The following is a 17,764-nucleotide window of genomic DNA, read 5'->3' on the forward strand; positions in this document are numbered from 1 at the left end:
TCGTCAGTAGGGTTTTTGTGCCAACGACACCGTAAAGATCCCCCAGTCGTCGATACGCTGCGTGATTTTTACCAAACCTGCCGCTGCTGCCAGTTGGTCAATCTCCGCTTGGGTACGCCGTCGCATCACCCATGCCTGCCCATCTCGGTGACTGGTCAGCGCTCGGGCTATGAGCTTCAGCTGTGGGTGCCAGGGTTGTCCGGTGTATACGATGTAGCCGCCCGGTTGCAGCGCTTCGGCGACGCCGGCAATAGAGCGGCCGATCATTTGATTGTCGCCGAACAACTCGTAGAGACCCGATACCACTACAAGCGTGGGGCGCGGCGAGAGTGCGGCCAGATCCGCCTGATCGAATGCGTCTGCCTTGATGAATCGAGCGATCTCTTCGAAACCCTTTGCCCGGATCAGGGCACTGCCGTTGCGTACATTGATATCGCTGTAATCGCGCAGGAGAATCGAGGCAGGGCGTTCTCCGAGGTCCTGTATTGCCTCGAGAATGTAGCGGCCATGGCCGGCGGCGATGTCCACGATATGTACTGGCTGATCTGCGCTTCGCAGGCGGCTCATCGCCCCACGTAACAGCTCTTCTACATGCCTTTTTCTCGGGCGTATTGCACGCCAGCCTATGGAGTTCAAATAAAGCTGGTCAATCTTGCGCCCCAGCACAGTCAGCCCTGCTGGTTCGTTTCTGTAGAGATAATCGAGCGTGCTGCCGGAGTCGAAACCCGCATCGAAACCGAGCTTCAGCCCATGAGAAAGCCGGGCGCCAAGGCGCATTCCCGCACACATGGCGCGCCAATAACATCCTTCTATGGAGTTCGGAGCTACAGGGGCAGTCAGTGCTTCTGCTTCCGCACACATCGGGCCTATTCGGTCCGCATCGAGGAGCGACGGGGGCGCCATTGGCATATCGAAATTATGACGAATGAAGCGGCGGGCCTGGCTTACTGCCCGATTACGATCTCGCTCGCCGAGCGTGTCGTGAAAGAAACCCGGCAGAACGTGTTTTTCTTTTCGTAAGCTGCCAAGTCTTTCGAAAAAAGTTACTTGTGGTTTGTGTTCTACGACGAAGTCTGCGCCTGAGATAAAGAGCTGAGTTGGGATCTGGATCGTCTGCGCATCTGCAACCACGCGCCGCGCCGCTTCATGCAGCCCAAGGAGCATATTGACGGAAATGGCCTTGGTGATAAGCGGATCCTGCTGATAGCTCTGAATCCGCGCGGGATCGTGCGTCAGGAAGCGGGCCTTGACGTAGCTGTCGACGAAGAAGTTGCCGCGAAACGCTCGTATTAGCCTTAGGCCTGTCCGTGCGAATGGTACATACAGCTTTACCTTGAACGCCGGTGACGCCAGCACCAGCGCCCGAACTTTGGGCGCATGGTCGTGGGCCCATGTCGCAATAACTACCGCCCCTACACTTTGCGCAACAATTGCCAGGTCTTCCTCTTTGATGCAGTGCATAGAGCCAATGTGATCAATGAACGTCTGCACGTCTCGTACGCTCATCGCGAAGCTCGGGCTGTCTCCACGGGTGCCAGGCGACAGACCGTGCCCGCGCGCATCCCAGGCAAAGAAATCGCAGTCAGGAAGGTCGAGCTCATCAACGAGGTGGGCCAGCCGGCCGGAATGCTCATGTCCGCGATGGAACATGACGACGGCCCGCCTTGTAGGCCCTGTGGACGAAAGCGCGGGCCAATGGCGGTAGGAAAGCTCTAAGGCATCGTGGGTGCTGAAAGTTAGAAGGCGTGACTCGCGCATCGGAATATCCTGGTCCCTGGACAGTTATTGAGTTATCCGAAACTCAACGGCGAAAGGCTGCTCTGCCAAGGTGCGGACTTTCCGCTGGTGGCGCGATATACGCAACGACGCCTCGCACATTCCTGGTTCGCACCAGAAAAAAATTCGGATCACACGCTTGAGGGAGCAATCACTGATACCGATACATCTGCATAGCTGTCGGCAGAGCCCAGACGCTGAATGCGCCGAGCAGGCCCAGACAGGCCGGCAGGATCAGCCACCAGGCTCTCGGTGCCATTGCGTGCAGCGGGCTGCGCCATTGCACCAGGGTCAGGCTGGCGGCGCAGATGCAGGCAGCCAGCAGGGCGCCTGCCGTCACGTCGGTGGTCCAGTGCACGCCGAGATAGACCCGCGAGAGTGCGATTGCCGTCGCCGGTAAGCTGGCGAGGACCAGCCAGGCAAGGCGCAGGCGCGGTGGCTGACCGCGACCGGCGAGCACGCCGAGGGTGAGGAAGAAGGCAAACGCCGCTGAGCTGTGCCCGCTGGGAAAGCTGTAGCTGCTCAGCGGCTCCATCAGTACTTCCGGGCGAACGCGAGCGAAGGTGGCCTTCAGGGCGCCGTTGGCCAGGGCCGTGCCCAGCAGCGTGAGAATGGCGAACAGGGCGGCGCGCCATTGGCGTGCGACCAGAAGCAGCAGGCATAGCAATACCGCGGCCCACAGTTGGGTGTGAAAGTCGCCGGCGCGGGTGACGATCACCATGATGCGGTCGAAGGTGGTGCTGCGTGCGCCCTGGATCACTGCCAGCAGGCCTTCGTCGAGTTCCTTCAGGTGCGGCCAGCCGAAAAACAAACCGAGCAGGATGGCAACGCCGAGGCTGGCCGACAGTGCGCTGACCCAACGCAAGCCGCGCAGGCTGCCGAATGCAGTTGCCGCGATCAGCGTCAGCAGCGCGCCGACCACTATCCCGGCTTCGCTCCAGAAACCCTCCTCCAGCGGCAGGCGGATGGCGGCTCCGGCGCTCCAACCGGGCAGCAGATAAGCCATCGACCAGCCGGCGGCAGCACACAGGCTGACCAGCAGGAAGCGTCCGAGCGGCATGTCGAGCATGCCGGCGGTCATCGGCAGCATGGGGCGCAGCGGGCCGATGAAGCGGCCTACCAGCAGGCTGGCTACGCCGTAGCGCTGAAAGTAGTGCTCGGCCTGCATCAGCCACTCGGGATGGTCGCGCAGGCCTCGCAAGCTGCGAATGCCCTGGTGATAGCGTCGACCGAGGGCATAGGAAAGCAGGTCGCCGATCAATCCGCCGATAAAGCCCAGCAAAAGGGTTTCCCCCAGGCTCAGCACTCCGCTGCCAGCGAGTACAGCAATGGCGAATACCAGCACCGTGCCCGGGATGATCAGTCCGACTACGGCCAGACACTCCATGCAGGCGACGATCAGCAGCGCGAGGCCCAGCCATTGCGGATGTCCGGCGAGCCATTGGGTTAGGGTTTCGAGCCACTGGCCCATGCGGATTTCCTTGAATCGAGATCGCCTTTCGACCTGACGAAAGGGTGGTGGGTTTCCTCGGCGCAAGGATACTGCGCCGTGCTGGTTGGTTCGTAGCGCTGTCCGCGCATGCATTCGAGCGCCTTTCGCCCGGCGCCGCTGTGCGCGGGCGGTCGGGGTGGCTATAATCAGCCGCTTTCCCTTCAGTCAGGCCAGCTAGATCCATGACCGAGTCCGTACTCGATTACATGAACCGCCTGGGCCGCGCCGCGCGCGAGGCCTCGCGGGTGCTTGCGCGCGCCAGCACGGCGCAGAAGAACCGTGCCCTGCAGGCCGCCGCCGCCGCGCTCGACGCAGCCCGCGACGAGTTGGTCAGCGCCAACGAGCGGGACCTTGCCGGTGGCCGCGCCAAAGGTCTGGACGCGGCGATGCTCGATCGTCTTGCGCTGACGCCCAAGGTGATCGACGGCATAATCGAAGGGCTGCGCCAGGTCGCCACGCTGCCGGACCCGATCGGCGAGATTCGCGATATGCGCTACATGCCTTCGGGCATTCAGGTCGGCAAGATGCGCGTGCCGCTGGGCGTGGTCGGGATCATCTACGAGTCGCGGCCGAACGTGACCATCGACGCCGCCAGCCTGTGCCTGAAGTCGGGCAACGCGACCATCCTGCGCGGTGGTTCCGAGGCGATCCATTCCAATCAGGCCATTGCCCGCTGCATCCAGCTTGGCCTGGCCGAAGCCGGGCTGCCGGCAGCGGCGGTGCAGGTCGTGGAGACCACTGACCGGGCTGCGGTCGGCGCGCTGATCAGCATGCCGGAATACGTCGATGTGATCGTGCCGCGCGGCGGCAAGGGTCTGATCGAACGCATCAGCCGCGACGCCCGGGTACCGGTGATCAAGCACCTGGACGGCATCTGCCATGTCTACATCGACGTGGCGGCGGACGTGGACAAGGCCGTTCGCGTCGCCGACAACGCCAAGACCCAGCGCTTCGCGCCGTGCAATACCATGGAGACGCTGCTGGTTCACCAGGGCATCGCCGATCGGGTGCTGCCGGCACTGGCGGCCATCTATCGCGAGAAGGGCGTTGAGTTGCGTGGCTGTGCGCGAACCCAGGCGCTGCTTGGCGGCGATGTGCTGGAGGCCAGCGAAGAAGACTGGTCCACCGAGTACAACGCACCGATCCTGTCGATCCGCATCGTCGATTCGCTGGATGCCGCCATCGAGCACATCAATCGCTACGGCTCGCAACACACCGACGCGATCGTCACCGAGAATTTCACCGATGCCCGGCGCTTCCTCACCGAGGTGGACTCCGCTTCGGTGATGGTCAACGCCTCGACGCGTTTCGCCGATGGCTTCGAGTATGGCCTGGGCGCGGAGATCGGCATCTCCACTGACAAGCTTCATGCCCGTGGTCCGGTCGGTCTGGAAGGGCTGACCAGCGAGAAGTACGTGGTGTTTGGCGACGGCCACGTCCGTACCTGATGAGCCAAGGCAGCGGCGCCCGGCGCATCGGTATACTCGGCGGCACCTTCGATCCGGTACACATCGGTCACTTGCGCGGGGCGCTGGAAGTGGCCGAGATGTTCGATCTCGACGAGCTGCGGCTGATACCCAACGCGCGTCCGCCGCACCGTGACACCCCCAATTGCTCGGCGCAGGATCGCCTGGCAATGGTTCGCCTGGCGGTGCAAGACCTGCCGCCACTTTGTGTGGACGCTCGTGAGCTGGAGCGGGAGAAGCCGTCCTACACCATTGACACGCTGATTTCCCTGCGCACCGAGCTGGGCGAGGAGGATCAGTTGTTGCTGGTGGTGGGCTGGGATGCCTTCTGCGGCCTGCCAACCTGGCATCGCTGGGAAGAGCTGCTCGACTATTGCCATATCCTCGTCCTGCAACGCCCGGATGCCGGCAGCGAGGCGCCGCAGGTGCTGCGCGATCTGCTCGCCGCACGCAGCGTGCCCGATCCCCAGGTGCTTTGCGGGGGCAGCGGGCAGATTGCCTTCGTCTGGCAGACACCGTTGGAAGTGTCTGCCACACAGATTCGCCAATTGCTGGCCAGCGGCAAGTCGGTCCGATTCCTGGTTCCCGATGCCGTACTGGCTTATATCAACGCGCACGGACTGTACCGGGCGTCGAACTGAGGTTGTTTTCACGTTATGCAAACTGAAGAGTTGGTCCAGCTGGCGGTTGCCGCCCTGGAAGATCTGAAAGGCCAGGACATCACCACCATCGATGTGCGCGGCAAGACCAGTGTCACTGATTACATGATCATCGCCAGCGGCAGTTCCAGCCGGCACGTCAAGTCGCTTGTCGAAAACGTGCTGGAGCAGGTCAAGGAGCAGGGCGTTCGCCCGCTTGGCAGCGAGGGTCTCGAAGGCGGTGAGTGGGCGTTGCTCGACCTGGGCGATGTCGTCGTTCATGTGATGCAGGTGCCGACCCGCCAGTTCTACGATCTGGAACGTCTCTGGCAGGGCGCCGAGCAGAGCCGCGCACAGCACGCTCACGACCCGGAATAAGCCGTGCGTATCAAGCTGATTGCGGTCGGCTCGAAGATGCCACGCTGGGTCGAGGATGGTTGGCAGGAATATGCCAAGCGCCTGCCGTCCGAACTACCGCTGGAGCTGCATGAGATCGCGCTCAATACCCGTGGCAAGAACGCCGACGTGGCGCGGTTGATTCGCCAGGAAGGCGAGGCCATGCTGGGCAAGGTTCAGCCAGGCGAGCGCATTGTCACGCTCGAAGTACATGGCAAGCCGTGGAGCACCGAGCAGCTGGCGGCGGAAATCGAGCGCTGGCGGCTCGATGCACGCAACGTCAACCTCATGGTCGGCGGTCCGGAAGGGCTGGCACCCGAGGTTTGCGCGCGCAGCGAGCAACGCTGGTCGCTGTCGCCGCTGACCCTGCCTCATCCGCTGGTGCGAATCCTGATCGGCGAACAGATCTACCGCGCCTGGACGCTGCTGTCCGGTCATCCCTATCACAAGTAGTCCGCGAACCCCTTCAAGATGCCGCAACCGATTCAACTCAAGGATCACGAGAAGGACGCCGTGCTGGTGCGCCGGCGCGTCATCGTTGGCCTTGTGTTCGTGTTGCTGTTGATCGGTGTGCTGGTGTCGCGGATGTACTACCTGCAGGTGGTGCAGTTCGAGCACCATTCGACGCTGTCGGAGAACAACCGCGTCCACGTGCAGCCGATCCCGCCCAATCGTGGCTTGATCTTCGACCGCAAGGGCCGGGTCATTGCCGACAACCGGCCCAGTTTCAGCCTGACCGTCACCCGCGAACGCGCCGGCGACTGGAAGACTGTGCTCGATGGCGTGGTCGAGGTGCTGGAGCTCAGCGAGGAAGAGCGCGGGCTGTTCGAGAAACGCGTGTTGCAGGGGCGCCGGCCATTCGAGCCGGTACCGATCATGTATGAGCTGTCCGAGGAGCAGATTGCGCGCATTGCCGTGAATCAGTTCCGCCTGCCTGGGGTCGAGGTGGCGGCGCAGCTGGTCCGGCATTACCCGCAGGGTCCGCACTTCGCGCACTCGGTAGGCTATGTCGGGCGAATCAACGAACAAGAGCTCAAGCAGCTCGACCCGGTCAATTACAGCGGCACGCACCATGTCGGCAAGACCGGTATCGAGAAATTCTACGAGGACGAGCTGCACGGCCAGGTCGGCTACGAAGAGGTCGAAACCAATGCCCGCGGCAGGGTCTTGCGCGTGCTCAAGCGTACCGATCCGATACCGGGCAAGGACATCACGCTGTCGCTCGATCTCGACCTGCAGGAGGCCGCAGAAGCGGCGCTCGGTGGTCGTCGCGGTGCAATCGTCGCGCTGCTGCCGAGCACCGGCGAGGTGGTGGCGATGGTCAGTCAGCCGAGCTTCAACCCCAACCTGTTCGTCACCGGCATCAGCTTCAAGGATTACGGTGAACTGCGCGACTCTATTGATCGTCCGTTGTTCAACCGTGTGCTGCGCGGCCTTTACCCGCCCGGCTCGACCATCAAGCCAATGATGGCCGTTGCCGGCCTCGATGCTGGCGTGATCACGCCGAGCAGTCGCGTGTTCGATCCGGGCTTTTTCCAACTGCCGAACGTGAAGCACAAGTACCGCAACTGGAACCGCAACGGCGACGGCTGGGTGGACCTGGACCTGGCCATCGCCCGCTCCAACGACACCTACTTCTACGACATGGCCCACAAGCTGGGCGTCGATCGCATGCACGAATACATGACCCGTTTCGGCCTGGGGCAGCGCGTATCCCTGGACATGCACGAGGAGACGGCGGGCCTGATGCCGTCGCGCGACTGGAAACGGGCGCGCTATCGCCAGCCCTGGTATCCCGGTGAAACAGTGATTCTCGGTATCGGCCAGGGTTACATGCAGGCCACGCCGCTGCAGCTGGCCCAGGCCACGGCGCTAGTGGCGACCCGCGGCAAGTGGATTCGGCCGCATCTGGCGCGCAGCGTCGGTAGTGAAGCGCCGGTGGACCATGATCCGGTTCCGGACATCCAGCTTCGCGATCCGCGCTTCTGGGACTACGCGACCCACGGTATGGAGCAGGTTCTGCATGGCGCGCGGGGTACGGCAAGGAAGGTCGGTGACAGCGCGGCGTATCGTATTGCCGGCAAGAGCGGTACCGCCCAGGTGGTCGCGATCCGCCAGGGCGAGAAATACGACAGTGCCAAGCTGGCCGAACGCCATCGGGACCATGCGCTGTTCGTCGCCTTCGCCCCGGTGCATGACCCGCAGATCGCCGTGGCGGTGATGGTCGAGAACGGCGAATCCGGTTCGGGCGTCGCCGCGCCGGTGGCCAAGCAGGTCATGGACGCCTGGCTGCTGAACGAGGAGGGCGTGCTCAAGCCCGAGTTCGCCCCGCCGCTGACCGCCGAAGGGAAGAAGCCATGAGCGGCAATTTCGACCGAACCCTGTCGCGCGAGGACGTACTGCGGCGTCGCGCCAGCCTGTTGCAGCGCCTGCATATCGATGGGCTGCTGCTGGTGTTGCTGCTGATGCTGGCGGCGGGCAGCCTGTTCATTCTCTATTCGGCCAGCGGCAAGAACTGGGATCTGGTCATCAAGCAGGCGACGTCTTTCGGCCTCGGCCTGGGTGCAATGCTGGTCATTGCACAGTTCGAGCCACGCTTCATGGCGCGCTGGGTACCTCTGGGCTATCTCGCTGTGGTAGCGCTGCTGGTGGCGGTCGAGGTCGTCGGCCATACAGCGATGGGCGCCACCCGCTGGATCAACATTCCGGGGGTGATCCGCTTCCAGCCGTCGGAGTTCATGAAGATCATCATGCCGATGACCATCGCCTGGTATCTGTCCTCGCGCAGCCTGCCGCCGAGCATCAAGCACACTGCGATCAGTCTGTCGCTGATCCTCGTGCCCTTCGTGCTGATCCTCAAACAGCCGGATCTGGGCACGTCGCTGCTGATTCTCGCCTCCGGCGCATTCGTCCTGTTCATCGGCGGTCTGCGTTGGCGCTGGATCATTGGCGCGGTCACGGCGATCGTGCCCATTGCTGTGGCGATGTGGTACTTCGTACTGCACAACTACCAGAAGCAGCGAGTACTGACGTTTCTCGATCCGGAAAGCGATCCGCTGGGCACTGGCTGGAACATCATCCAGTCGAAGGCGGCGATCGGTTCGGGTGGGGTGTTCGGCAAGGGCTGGCTGGCAGGCACGCAGTCGCACCTGGATTTTTTGCCGGAAAGCCACACGGACTTTATCATCGCCGTGCTCGCTGAAGAGTTCGGCCTGGTCGGCGTCTGCCTGCTGCTGCTGGTGTATGGTCTGCTGATCACCCGCGGCCTTGTTATCACCGTGCAGGCGCAAACGCTGTTTGGAAAATTGCTGGCCGGTGCGCTGACGATGACCTTCTTTGTTTACGTTTTCGTCAATATCGGTATGGTCAGTGGGCTGTTGCCGGTGGTGGGGGTGCCATTGCCCTTCATTAGTTATGGCGGAACTTCATTGGTGACCCTGCTGTCAGGGTTCGGGGTTTTGATGTCGATCCACACCCATCGCAAGTGGATCGCGCAGGTTTGACGAGAGTGAATTTGTTGACTTCATTACGGCGTGGCTGGATGGCGCGGATGCTAGGGGGCGTGGCTTTGGCCGGCGCTGTGCTGGGAAGCCTGCCGCTGCAGGCGGCCGATTACACCGGCGCCAACGTGGACGAGTTCATCGCGGAGATGACCCGCGACTACGGATTTGCCGACGAGCAGCTGCGTGATCTGTTCAAGCAGGCCGAGCGCAAGCAGGCGATTCTCGATGCCATTTCGCGTCCTGCGGAGCGGGTCAAGCCGTGGAAGGAATACCGACCTATCTTCCTCACCGACTCGCGCATCGCCCAGGGCGTCGATTTCTGGCGGGAGAACGAAGCCGCGCTGACTCGTGCGGAAACCGAATACGGCGTGCCGGCGGAAATCATCGTCGCGATCATCGGCGTGGAAACCTTCTACGGCCGCAATACCGGTAGCCATCGGGTGATCGATGCGCTGTCGACGCTGGGCTTCGATTACCCTCCGCGTCAGCCGTTTTTCCGTCAGCAGCTCAAGGAGTTCCTGCTGCTGACCCGTGAGGAGCAGGTCGACCCGCTGACGCTCAAGGGCTCCTACGCGGGTGCGATGGGACTGCCGCAGTTCATGCCGAGCAGCTTCCGCGCCTACGCGGTGGATTTCGACGGCGACGGGCACATCGATATCTGGAACAACCCCACCGATGCCATCGGCAGTGCGGCCAGTTACTTCAAGCAACATGGCTGGGCTGCGGGCGAGCCGGTGGTGGCGCGGGCCAAGGTAGGCGGCGAGCGCTATGAAGAAGGGCTGACCGTCGGCCTGGAGTCGCAAAAAAATGCCGGCGAACTGCGTAGCCTGGGCTGGCAGTTCGACAAGTCGGTGGCCAACGATACGGCCATTACCGCCTTCCGCCTGGATGGCGCAGAGGGTGATGAGTACTGGCTGGGCCTGCCGAATTTCTATGTCATTACCCGCTACAACCGTAGCGTGATGTATGCAATGGCCGTGCATCAGCTGTCCCAGCTGCTGGCCGAAGCGCGAGGCGAACAATGACCGTGATCTGGACAAGGCTGGTCGCGCTGGGTGTCGCAGGGGCGCTGCTGGCGAGCTGCTCATCGACGCCGACACCGAGCAGTGCACCAAGTAAGAGTACCGGGATCAGTGGTCCCGGCGACTACAGCCGTCCGCACAAGGACGGCGCGCCCTGGTGGGACGTCGACGTTTCGCAGATCCCCGATGCCACGCCGATGCCGCATTACGGCCGTTACAAGGCCAATCCCTATACGGTGCTGGGCAAGACCTACTTTCCAATCAGCGATGGTCGGCGTTATTCAGCTACCGGGACGGCATCCTGGTATGGCACCAAGTTTCACGGCCAGCCCACCGCCAATGGCGAGAAGTACGACCTTTATGGCATGAGCGCGGCGCACAAGACGCTGCCCTTGCCCACTTACGTCAAGGTCACCAATCTGGATAACGGGCGCACCGTGGTCTTGCGCGTCAATGACCGTGGTCCGTTCTACTCCGATCGGATCATCGATCTGTCTTTCGCCGCGGCGAAGAAGCTCGGCTATGCCGAGAGCGGAACGGCGCGGGTAAAGGTCGAAGGCATCGACCCTCAGCAATGGTGGGCCGACCAGGGCCGACCGGTGCCCACGATGATGGCGCAGCCGGAGATGGTTGCGAGCAAGCCCGCCAGCAATGTCGCGCAGCCGATCGAGCAGTACACGCCGCCGCCCCAGCAGCACGCTGCGGCCACGGTGCCGCTGGAAGTCGATGCAAAAAAAAACGCTTCGCCCGCAGCCTCTGGCCTGTTTCTCCAGGTTGGCGCCTTCGCCAATCCGGATGCAGCGCAGTTGCTCAAGGACAAGCTGAGCGGCGTGGTCTCTGCCCCGGTGTTCATCAGCTCGGTGGTACACAACCAGCAGACCCTGCACCGCGTGCGCCTGGGACCCATCGACACACCGGATGAGGCCATGCAGCTCGAAGAGAGCGTACGCCTGGCCAACCTCGGGCAGCCGCGGCGCGTTGCCGCTGACTGACCGCTGCAAACCTTGCCTTCGTTTTACCTGACTAATTTGAGATTCGGATGAACATCACCAGCCTCGTGCAACGCTTCATAGTCCTGGCAGTGCTGACGGTCACCCCGACCGTCTGGGCAGCGCAGATCGTACCGTCCGCCCCGCAGCTGGCGGCCAAGTCCTACATGCTGATGGACGCGGCCAGCGGCGAGGTACTGGTCGAGCACAACGGTGACGAGCGCCTGCCGCCGGCGAGCCTGACCAAGCTGATGACCGCCTACATCGCCACCCTGGAAATCCAGAAGGGCCAGATCAGCGACAGCGACATGGTCACGGTGAGCGAGAAGGCCTGGCGTACCGGCGGCTCGCGGATGTTCATCCAGGTCAACACGCAGGTGTCGGTCGACGATCTGCTGCATGGCATCATCATTCAGTCGGGCAACGACGCCAGCGTCGCCATGGCCGAGCACATCGCGGGCAGTGAAGAGGCCTTTGCCGACCTGATGAACAGCACGGCTCAGCGCCTGGGCATGACCAACAGCCATTTCATGAATGCCACCGGCCTGCCGGACCCGGATCATTATTCCTCGGCCAACGACATGGCCAAGCTGGCTCGCGCGATCATCTACGAAGACCCGGCGCACTACGCCATCTACGCGCAGAAAGAGTTCTTCTGGAACAACATCAAGCAGCCCAACCGCAACCTGCTGCTGTGGCGCGACAAGACCGTCGACGGCCTGAAAACCGGTCATACCGAAGAGGCTGGCTACTGCCTGGTGGCGTCTGCCGTGCGTGACAACATGCGCCTGATCTCGGTGGTGTTCGGTACCGACAGCGAGCAGGCCCGCGCGGCGGAGACCCAGAAGCTGCTGACCTATGGCTTCCGCTTCTTCGAGACCCGCACCTTCTACCAGAAGGGCACTGAGCTGGCTCAGGCGCAGGTCTGGAAAGGGCAGCAGGACAAGCTGAAGGCGGGCCTGGCACAGGACCTGACCATGACCCTGCCGCGTGGCCAGGCAGAGAAGCTGCAAGCGGTCATGAGCTTCAACGGCACACTCACCGCACCGATCCAGCAGGGTGACGTCATCGGCAAGGTCGAGGTCAAGCTGGAGGACAAGGTCGTCCGCAGCACCGATCTGGTGGCGCTGGAAACCATCGAAGAGGGTGGGCTGTTCCGCCGGTTTTGGGATAGCATTCGCCTCTTCTTCTACAGCCTGTTCAACTGACCACGCGCGAGTGCACCGCGGCTGATCCCGCCGCGGCGCACGTGCGGATCACGAGTCCGTTACGCCCATGACCGATAACCAAGATGTCGCAGCACCCAAGATTGACTTCCCCTGCGAGCGCTACCCGATCAAGGTGATCGGCGACGCTGGCGAAGGCTTCCGTGAGGTCGTGATCGAAGTCATCCAGCGCCACGCGCCGGATTTCGACGAAGCCACCGTCGTCACCCGCGACAGCCGCAACGGGCGATTCCTTTCGCTGCAGGTGCTGATCACCGCCACCGGCGTAGAGCAGCTGCAGGCCATTCACGTCGACCTGCGCGCCACTGGCCGTGTTCACATGGTGCTGTGATGACCCTCGAAGTGGGCGTGCGTGAGCTCGGCCAGATCGAGTACCGGACTGCCTGGCAGGCCATGCAGCACTTCACCAACACGCGCGATGCAGACAGTGGCGACGAAATCTGGCTGCTGCAGCACCCGCCCGTATTCACTCAGGGCCAGGCCGGCAAGGCCGAGCACCTGCTGTTCCCTGGCGAAATTCCGGTAGTGCAGGTGGATCGAGGCGGTCAGGTGACCTATCACGGGCCCGGCCAACTGGTTGGTTATCTGTTGCTCGATGTGCGCCGACTCGGTATCGGTGTGCGCGAGCTGGTGAGTCGTATCGAGCAGAGCCTGATCGATCTGCTCGCCAGCTATGGCATCGAGGCGGCTGCCAAAGCGGATGCACCGGGCGTTTACGTCAACGGTGCGAAGATCGCGTCTCTGGGCCTGCGCATTCGCAATGGCCGTTCCTTCCACGGCCTGGCGCTGAACGTGGACATGGATCTCGAACCTTTCCGGCGCATCAACCCCTGCGGTTATGCAGGGTTGCCCATGACCCAGTTGCGTGACCTGATCGGGCCGATCGACATCTCTGAAGTGGCCGATCGACTGCGTGATCACCTGGTCCGGCAGCTCGGATACGCGCAACAGAAGACCCTCGCGGGCGGAATCGAAGCTTATGAGTAGTGTAGAAACGGCAGGCAAGCTCCCAGCCAAGGTAGAGGCAGGCGTCAAACTGCGTGGTGCCGAGAAGGTTGCGCGGATTCCGGTGAAGATCATACCCACCGATGAGCTGCCGAAGAAGCCGGACTGGATTCGCGTGCGCATTCCGGTTTCCCCGGAGGTCGACCAGATCAAGCAGACCCTGCGCAAGCACAAACTGCACAGCGTCTGCGAGGAGGCCTCCTGCCCCAATTTGGGCGAGTGCTTCTCCAGCGGAACCGCGACCTTCATGATCATGGGCGACATCTGCACCCGTCGCTGCCCGTTCTGCGACGTCGGCCACGGCCGGCCGAATGCGCTGGACCCGGATGAGCCGAAGAACCTGGCCCAGGCCATCGCCGACATGCGCCTGAAGTACGTGGTCATCACCTCGGTGGATCGCGACGATCTGCGCGACGGTGGCGCCCAGCACTTTGCCGATTGCCTGCGCGAGATTCGCAAGCTGTCGCCGTCGATCCAGCTGGAAACCCTGGTGCCCGACTACCGTGGACGCATGGATATCGCTTTGGATATCACTGCCAGCGAGCCGCCGGATGTGTTCAACCACAATCTGGAGACCGTACCGCGGCTATACAAGTCGTCGCGGCCGGGCTCGGATTTCGAGTGGTCACTGGATCTTCTGGAGAAGTTCAAGCAGCGCGTGCCGGGCGTGCCGACCAAGTCGGGACTGATGCTCGGCCTCGGCGAGACCGACGAGGAGGTCATCGAGGTCATGCACCGCATGCGCGAGCACGATATCGACATGCTGACCCTGGGTCAGTACCTGCAGCCTTCGCGTAACCACCTCCCGGTGCAGCGCTTCGTTCATCCCGACACCTTCGCCTGGTTTGCCGAAGAGGGGATGAAGATGGGCTTCAAGAACATCGCCTCAGGTCCGCTGGTGCGCTCGTCGTACCATGCCGATCAGCAGGCGCACGGAGCCAAAAAAGACTGAAACCGTAAAGTTATTGCGGCTCTTGAAGACCGCGCAGACAGTCCAGGCTGTCTGCGCGGTTTTTTCTTTTCCGTCCGCCATGCGCCTTGCGAAAGCGCATGGCGCGGGAACTGCCAAGCGATTGGCAAGAAAATTGCGGCATTACGCCGCATTAGACTTTGGTCTATAGTGGCGTTCGTTTACACCATGAGGCCAACCGAGGGCCACTGCAGATGAACGAACCCCAATTGAAGGACTTGCTTGACGATCTGGATGCCGCGAAGGTCGAGTGCGACGCGATGAGCCGCTTGGTGGTGACGCGGCTGGCCAAGCAGCACATTCCATACCGAGCGATGTTGGGGCAGGTCGAACTGGACGGTAAGGTGGTTTCACCGCACTTCTGGGTCGAGACCGACGGCTGCGTGATCGACTACCGCGCACGCCAGCGCCTTGGTGGTGATCAGCGCGTGCCACATGGCGTGGTCGCGCGCGAGGCAGTGAAGGCCCACTATCAAGGCCAGCAGGTAATCATCGACCCGCTGCCGGACTACCTCTACGAAGTAGCCATCAAACACTGACCCTGTTGCAGGGATAAAAAAAAGCCCCGGCAGTCTGCCGGGGCTTTTGTGTATGGCGCCAAGCCCAACTCAATCAGTTGTGGGCGCGCAGTCGCCCGAGCAGCTCCTGAGTGGGATGGCCATCGGCCGGCCAACCCAGGCGTTGCTGGAAGCCGCGGATAGCCTTGCGGGTATTGGCGCCGATGATGCCGTCCGGGGTGCCCGGGTCGAAGCCCTGAGCGACTAGACGTTCCTGCAGTTCAAGGCGCTCGGAGCGGCTGAGTGGCTGTTCGCCGCGTGGCCAGCTGCCCGCGACCTCGCCTTTGCCCTGGAAATTCTCTGCCAGCAGGCCGATCGCCAGGGCATATGCCGAGGAGTTGTTGTAGCGCAGGATGGCGCGGAAATTGTCCATGATGAGGAATGCCGGGCCACGATGGCCGGCAGGCAGCAGCAGGCTGGCGCTGGCTTCTTCCTGGTCGCCGGGCAGGTTGCGCAGGCCGAGGCTGCGCCATTCGGCCAGCGGCTTGCGAATCTCGGTGTCGGCCAAGGCGTAGTCGAACCCTTCGGGTAGCTCTACCTCGAAGCCCCAGGCCTTACCCTGTTTCCAGCCGGATGCCTGAAGGTAATGCGCGGCGGAGGCAAGGGCATCGGCCGAGCTGTTCCAGATATCGCGCTTGCCGTCGCCATCGAAATCCACGGCATGGGTGTTGTAAGTGGTCGGAATGAACTGCGTCTGCCCCATAGCACCAGCCCAGGAGCCGCGCATGCGCTGTGGCGCGACGTCGCCGTGCTGGAGGATGTCCAGCGCTGCAATCAGCTGACTCTTGGCGAATGCCGGACGGCGACCCTCGTGGGCGAGGGTCGCAAGGGAACGAATCACCGATTTGTCGCCCATGATCTGGCCGAAGCTGCTTTCCAGTCCCCAGACGGCAACCAGGGTTTCGCGATCGACGCCGTAGCGGGCCTCGATCTGATCCAGTGTGGTGGCGTGCTCGCTAAGCAAGCGGCGGCCGCTGCGCACGCGCTGTGGCGAAATGGCGCCTTCCAGGTACTGCCAGACGGGCCGGGTGAACTCGGGCTGGCTACGGTCCGCCTCGATCACCGCTGGATCGGGCTGGACGCCGGCGAAGGCCTGGTCGAAGGTCGCGGCGGAGATACCGGCCGCAAGGGCTTCAGCGCGGAACTGCTCGCGCCACTGGCTGAAGCTCAGGTGAGTGGCTTCCGAACGGACATCGGCGATGGTGGCGTCGCTAGGCTGGCTGGCGGCGGGGACGTTGCTGACCAGAGTGGACTGCGCGAGGGGTTCGGCTGCACAGGCAACGACCAGGCTCATCGCCGAAGCGGCAACCAGGGTACGTAGCAGCAGAACGGGAACGAAGGTGTGATACATGCACCGCTCTCGAAACGTGTCGTCGGCCGCAGACATTATCACGCTTTGGCGGTGTTGGGTTTTCAGGCTGCCAGAAGGACCGAAGCCTCCCAGTTGGTGGACTGGGAGGCTTCGCGGCGGTAGCTGCCTTTGCCTTTTTTCGGCGTTTCCTGGCGGAGGCGGAACAGGGGTTGCGCAACCAGGTGCTTGGCCTTGTTCGGCCGTTTCTTGCGTGTGCTCATTTTTCGACTCCCTCAAATGGCCCGCTATCGGGCGAGGGAATCATAGGCCTTGTACAAAAAATGTCCAGTGCGCCGCGGCGTGAATTCGCTCTCCGCGATTCGCTTGTCAGGTACCGATCCGGCGGCCACTCAGTTGCAGGCAAATGTCCGCCAGACCGATCCAGGGATCCCCGGCGGCCTGGCCCTTGATCTGCTCGTCGATGCGTTGCGCGTCTCTCAGCAACTGGTTCCAGCCGGCCGCGTCATGCCTTTGCAGTGCTTTGGAAACCAGCGGGCGACGCTTATCCCAGACCGGCGGGCGGGCCTGGCTGAAGGCACGCTCGAGCGGAGTGCCCTGGGCATATTGTTGCGCAATATTGGCCAGCAGGCGCAGTTCGCGGGCCAGCGCCCAGAGGATCACCGGCGCCTCGACGCCCTCACCGCGCAGGCCCTCCAGCATGTGCAGCGCATGGGCCGCCTGGCCGTGCAGGGCTGCGTCGATCAGGCCGAATACATCGTAACGGGCGCTATCAGCCACCGCGGCCTGGACGGTTTCCGCGGTGACCTGTCCGGCTTCGGCCAGCAGCTTGAGCTTTTCGATTTCCTGCGCCGCGGCCAACAGGTTGCCTTCGACCCGGGCGCTTATCAGTTCGACGGCTTCCTGGTCCGCGGACAGGCCCGCCTGGGCCAGCCGCTGACGTATCCACTGCGGCAGCTGCGCGGCATCCACTGGCCAGATCTGCAGGAACTGCACGTCCTTGCCATCGATCAGCGCCTTGGCCCACTTGGTCTTCTGGGTGCTGCCGTCGAGCTTGGGCAGACTGACCAGCAGCACGGTGTCCTCGGCGGGGCGGGCCAGATATTCCAGCAGCGCCGCGGCACCCTTGTCACCGGGCTTGCCATTGGGGATGCGCAGTTCGAGCAGGCGCTTCTCGGCGAACAGCGAAAGACTCGCACCGGCTTCGATCAGCTGGCTCCAGTCGAAGCCGGTCTCCACGTGAAAGACCTGACGCTCACTGAAGCCCTGCGCTCGGGTCGCTGCGCGGATCGCATCGCAGGCTTCCTGGCACAGCAGGTGCTCGTCGCCACAGACGACGTACACGGGCGCCAGCGGGCCTTGCAGGTGTTTGCCGAGCTGAGCGGGAGAAAGCTTCATGGTACGAAGACGGGGGC

18 protein-coding genes are annotated in these 17,764 nt (G+C 62.8%); 13 read left to right on the top strand and 5 right to left on the bottom strand.

What is annotated here, in order from left to right; translation table 11 throughout:
* Window positions 1–3 precede the first annotated feature (3 nt).
* Both F753_RS33545 and F753_RS33550 read right to left on the bottom strand, forming a co-directional pair.
* A complete protein-coding gene (locus F753_RS33545; RefSeq protein WP_023444915.1) occupies window positions 4–1,758 on the bottom strand; it encodes a bifunctional alpha/beta hydrolase/class I SAM-dependent methyltransferase in 1,755 nt (584 codons plus the stop codon).
* Between the two features lie 169 nt (window positions 1,759–1,927).
* Window positions 1,928–3,247 (bottom strand): bifunctional DedA family/phosphatase PAP2 family protein, encoded by a 1,320-nt coding sequence (locus F753_RS33550; RefSeq protein WP_023444916.1) that lies wholly within the window; start codon window positions 3,245–3,247, stop codon window positions 1,928–1,930.
* 203 nt (window positions 3,248–3,450) lie between these two features.
* On the opposite strand from F753_RS33550, the gene F753_RS33555 reads away from it, so the two are divergent.
* The 13 genes from F753_RS33555 to F753_RS33615 all read left to right on the top strand — a co-directional run bounded on the left by F753_RS33555 (window position 3,451) and on the right by F753_RS33615 (window position 15,022).
* On the top strand, window positions 3,451–4,716 hold the full coding sequence (locus tag F753_RS33555) for a glutamate-5-semialdehyde dehydrogenase (protein ID WP_023444917.1): 1,266 nt from the start codon (window positions 3,451–3,453) through the stop codon (window positions 4,714–4,716).
* Window positions 4,716–5,375, top strand: coding sequence for a nicotinate-nucleotide adenylyltransferase (gene nadD, locus F753_RS33560; protein ID WP_023444918.1), 660 nt, complete (start codon window positions 4,716–4,718; stop codon window positions 5,373–5,375). The genes F753_RS33555 and nadD overlap by 1 nt, the downstream gene beginning before the upstream one ends.
* Window positions 5,376–5,390: 15 nt before the next feature.
* The gene (rsfS, locus tag F753_RS33565; protein ID WP_014818953.1) at window positions 5,391–5,750 is read left to right on the top strand and encodes a ribosome silencing factor; all 360 of its coding nucleotides are present in this window, start codon (window positions 5,391–5,393) and stop codon (window positions 5,748–5,750) included.
* A gap of 3 nt (window positions 5,751–5,753) precedes the next feature.
* Complete coding sequence (rlmH, locus tag F753_RS33570; RefSeq protein WP_014818954.1) at window positions 5,754–6,221, top strand: 23S rRNA (pseudouridine(1915)-N(3))-methyltransferase RlmH; 468 nt, start codon at window positions 5,754–5,756, stop codon at window positions 6,219–6,221.
* Between the two features lie 18 nt (window positions 6,222–6,239).
* Window positions 6,240–8,129: a penicillin-binding protein 2 gene (gene mrdA / locus F753_RS33575; RefSeq protein ID WP_023444919.1), complete on the top strand. Its 1,890-nt coding sequence runs from the start codon at window positions 6,240–6,242 to the stop codon at window positions 8,127–8,129.
* On the top strand, window positions 8,126–9,271 hold the full coding sequence (gene rodA / locus F753_RS33580; protein ID WP_023444920.1) for a rod shape-determining protein RodA: 1,146 nt from the start codon (window positions 8,126–8,128) through the stop codon (window positions 9,269–9,271). Before mrdA ends, rodA begins: the two co-directional genes overlap by 4 nt.
* A gap of 47 nt (window positions 9,272–9,318) precedes the next feature.
* On the top strand, window positions 9,319–10,296 hold the full coding sequence (gene mltB, locus F753_RS33585) for a lytic murein transglycosylase B (protein WP_023444921.1): 978 nt from the start codon (window positions 9,319–9,321) through the stop codon (window positions 10,294–10,296).
* Window positions 10,293–11,285 (top strand): septal ring lytic transglycosylase RlpA family protein, encoded by a 993-nt coding sequence (locus F753_RS33590; protein ID WP_014818958.1) that lies wholly within the window; start codon window positions 10,293–10,295, stop codon window positions 11,283–11,285. Before mltB ends, F753_RS33590 begins: the two co-directional genes overlap by 4 nt.
* Window positions 11,286–11,332: 47 nt before the next feature.
* Window positions 11,333–12,490 carry a D-alanyl-D-alanine carboxypeptidase family protein gene (locus tag F753_RS33595; protein ID WP_014818959.1) on the top strand — a complete coding sequence of 386 codons (1,158 nt, stop codon included), beginning with the start codon at window positions 11,333–11,335 and terminating at the stop codon, window positions 12,488–12,490.
* A gap of 67 nt (window positions 12,491–12,557) precedes the next feature.
* Window positions 12,558–12,839: a DUF493 domain-containing protein gene (locus F753_RS33600; RefSeq protein WP_023444922.1), complete on the top strand. Its 282-nt coding sequence runs from the start codon at window positions 12,558–12,560 to the stop codon at window positions 12,837–12,839.
* Entirely contained in the window at window positions 12,839–13,495 is a 657-nt protein-coding gene (gene lipB, locus F753_RS33605) for a lipoyl(octanoyl) transferase LipB (RefSeq protein ID WP_023444923.1), read from the top strand. Before F753_RS33600 ends, lipB begins: the two co-directional genes overlap by 1 nt.
* Entirely contained in the window at window positions 13,488–14,465 is a 978-nt protein-coding gene (gene lipA / locus F753_RS33610; RefSeq protein WP_023444924.1) for a lipoyl synthase, read from the top strand. The genes lipB and lipA overlap by 8 nt, the downstream gene beginning before the upstream one ends.
* Window positions 14,466–14,677: 212 nt before the next feature.
* Window positions 14,678–15,022 carry a hypothetical protein gene (locus F753_RS33615; RefSeq protein WP_003301712.1) on the top strand — a complete coding sequence of 115 codons (345 nt, stop codon included), beginning with the start codon at window positions 14,678–14,680 and terminating at the stop codon, window positions 15,020–15,022.
* Window positions 15,023–15,095: 73 nt separating this feature from the next.
* Here the strand turns inward: F753_RS33615 and F753_RS33620 are convergent, their stop codons facing one another.
* From F753_RS33620 to holA, 3 genes are all read right to left on the bottom strand, one after another.
* Window positions 15,096–16,391 (bottom strand): lytic murein transglycosylase, encoded by a 1,296-nt coding sequence (locus tag F753_RS33620; RefSeq protein ID WP_023444925.1) that lies wholly within the window; start codon window positions 16,389–16,391, stop codon window positions 15,096–15,098.
* Window positions 16,392–16,453: 62 nt separating this feature from the next.
* The gene (gene arfA, locus F753_RS33625) at window positions 16,454–16,612 is read right to left on the bottom strand and encodes an alternative ribosome rescue factor ArfA (RefSeq protein ID WP_003285150.1); all 159 of its coding nucleotides are present in this window, start codon (window positions 16,610–16,612) and stop codon (window positions 16,454–16,456) included.
* Window positions 16,613–16,718: 106 nt separating this feature from the next.
* Complete coding sequence (holA, locus tag F753_RS33630; protein WP_023444926.1) at window positions 16,719–17,747, bottom strand: DNA polymerase III subunit delta; 1,029 nt, start codon at window positions 17,745–17,747, stop codon at window positions 16,719–16,721.
* Window positions 17,748–17,764: the final 17 nt, after the last annotated feature.

The sequence above is a fragment of the Stutzerimonas chloritidismutans AW-1 genome, from assembly GCF_000495915.1.
Classification (GTDB): Bacteria; Pseudomonadota; Gammaproteobacteria; order Pseudomonadales; family Pseudomonadaceae; genus Stutzerimonas; species Stutzerimonas chloritidismutans.

Bases quoted from the DNA above. Each gene is read 5' to 3' on its own strand.
- F753_RS33620 (WP_023444925.1), bottom strand. From the start codon at position 16,391: ATGTATCACACCTTCGTTCCCGTTCTGCTGCTACGTACCCTGGTTGCC.
- mrdA (WP_023444919.1), top strand. From the start codon at position 6,240: ATGCCGCAACCGATTCAACTCAAGGATCACGAGAAGGACGCCGTGCTG.
- F753_RS33590 (WP_014818958.1), top strand. From the start codon at position 10,293: ATGACCGTGATCTGGACAAGGCTGGTCGCGCTGGGTGTCGCAGGGGCG.
- nadD (WP_023444918.1), top strand. From the start codon at position 4,716: ATGAGCCAAGGCAGCGGCGCCCGGCGCATCGGTATACTCGGCGGCACC.
- lipA (WP_023444924.1), top strand. From the start codon at position 13,488: ATGAGTAGTGTAGAAACGGCAGGCAAGCTCCCAGCCAAGGTAGAGGCA.
- F753_RS33615 (WP_003301712.1), top strand. From the start codon at position 14,678: ATGAACGAACCCCAATTGAAGGACTTGCTTGACGATCTGGATGCCGCG.
- F753_RS33545 (WP_023444915.1), bottom strand. From the start codon at position 1,758: ATGCGCGAGTCACGCCTTCTAACTTTCAGCACCCACGATGCCTTAGAG.
- F753_RS33555 (WP_023444917.1), top strand. From the start codon at position 3,451: ATGACCGAGTCCGTACTCGATTACATGAACCGCCTGGGCCGCGCCGCG.
- F753_RS33600 (WP_023444922.1), top strand. From the start codon at position 12,558: ATGACCGATAACCAAGATGTCGCAGCACCCAAGATTGACTTCCCCTGC.
- rodA (WP_023444920.1), top strand. From the start codon at position 8,126: ATGAGCGGCAATTTCGACCGAACCCTGTCGCGCGAGGACGTACTGCGG.
- rsfS (WP_014818953.1), top strand. From the start codon at position 5,391: ATGCAAACTGAAGAGTTGGTCCAGCTGGCGGTTGCCGCCCTGGAAGAT.
- F753_RS33595 (WP_014818959.1), top strand. From the start codon at position 11,333: ATGAACATCACCAGCCTCGTGCAACGCTTCATAGTCCTGGCAGTGCTG.
- holA (WP_023444926.1), bottom strand. From the start codon at position 17,747: ATGAAGCTTTCTCCCGCTCAGCTCGGCAAACACCTGCAAGGCCCGCTG.
- lipB (WP_023444923.1), top strand. From the start codon at position 12,839: ATGACCCTCGAAGTGGGCGTGCGTGAGCTCGGCCAGATCGAGTACCGG.
- arfA (WP_003285150.1), bottom strand. From the start codon at position 16,612: ATGAGCACACGCAAGAAACGGCCGAACAAGGCCAAGCACCTGGTTGCG.
- F753_RS33550 (WP_023444916.1), bottom strand. From the start codon at position 3,247: ATGGGCCAGTGGCTCGAAACCCTAACCCAATGGCTCGCCGGACATCCG.
- mltB (WP_023444921.1), top strand. From the start codon at position 9,319: ATGCTAGGGGGCGTGGCTTTGGCCGGCGCTGTGCTGGGAAGCCTGCCG.